Origin of the sequence: Kocuria sp. CPCC 205231, assembly GCF_040980965.1 — a bacterium.
GTDB classification, from domain to species: domain Bacteria; phylum Actinomycetota; class Actinomycetes; order Actinomycetales; family Micrococcaceae; genus Kocuria; species Kocuria rosea.
Genome location: NZ_JAVKPP010000076.1, coordinates 1 through 722 on the forward strand (window position 1 = coordinate 1; position 722 = coordinate 722).

The 722-nt window shown below is 41.8% G+C and carries 1 protein-coding gene; it reads right to left on the bottom strand.

What is annotated here, in order from left to right; all coding sequences use genetic code 11:
• Positions 1 to 115: 115 nt before the first annotated feature.
• A partial coding sequence (locus tag RF640_RS18940) for a hypothetical protein (protein ID WP_368828665.1) occupies positions 116 to 722 on the bottom strand: 607 nt, incomplete at its 5' end.

Sequence of the window (722 nt, forward strand, 5' to 3'; positions counted from 1 at the left end):
ATCTTTCACGCCCTTTTCAAGTAGCGCGTAGGTTTTACCGTTTGAACGCTCCCCGAAAATAACGTTATAGGTTGCGTCTTTCTTGTCGATTTTTGTCGTACTGTAGTATTTCATCTTATGCCCTCGCAGTGCCTTTATAGAGTCGCCCACTTTTCAGGTTATCCAAGAACGTCATAAACTGTTGCGACAGAGAAAGCGTAAACTCGCATGGCTCCAGATGAACCCCGGATAATGGTTCCTCTGTTTCGGTCACGCCTAAATAATCCGTACACTGGTATTTATAATCGTCGTCCTGATAAGGGTGTGTCATTTTACCCGTACATTCAGCCGGGATGTATAGTTCATCGTCGAATAAAGTAAAGACTTTATCAACGTCATTATTTGCCTGTTGCATCATGTAGTTTAAACCGTTCTGCTTAGAGAGTCCGGCGACAGTGAGTTTAAGTTTCCCCTTCTCACATTGAAGGTATCTTTTAGCACCGAGCGTTTTAAACTTCTCATACGTTCCCTCGTAATCCCACACGCCGATAAGTTTTGTCACGCCCTTAATAGTTTTCGGGGATAGTAACGCCTTATCCAGCTTGTAGAAATCACACATTGCTTCCATCTTCTTAACTATTCCATCGTCAAACTTTTTGAAATAGGCTTTGTGGGTTTCGTAGTTCAGTATTTTCAGACTATCCGTGTCTGAATAAACATAGTCGTTACCCATTTCTAAAATA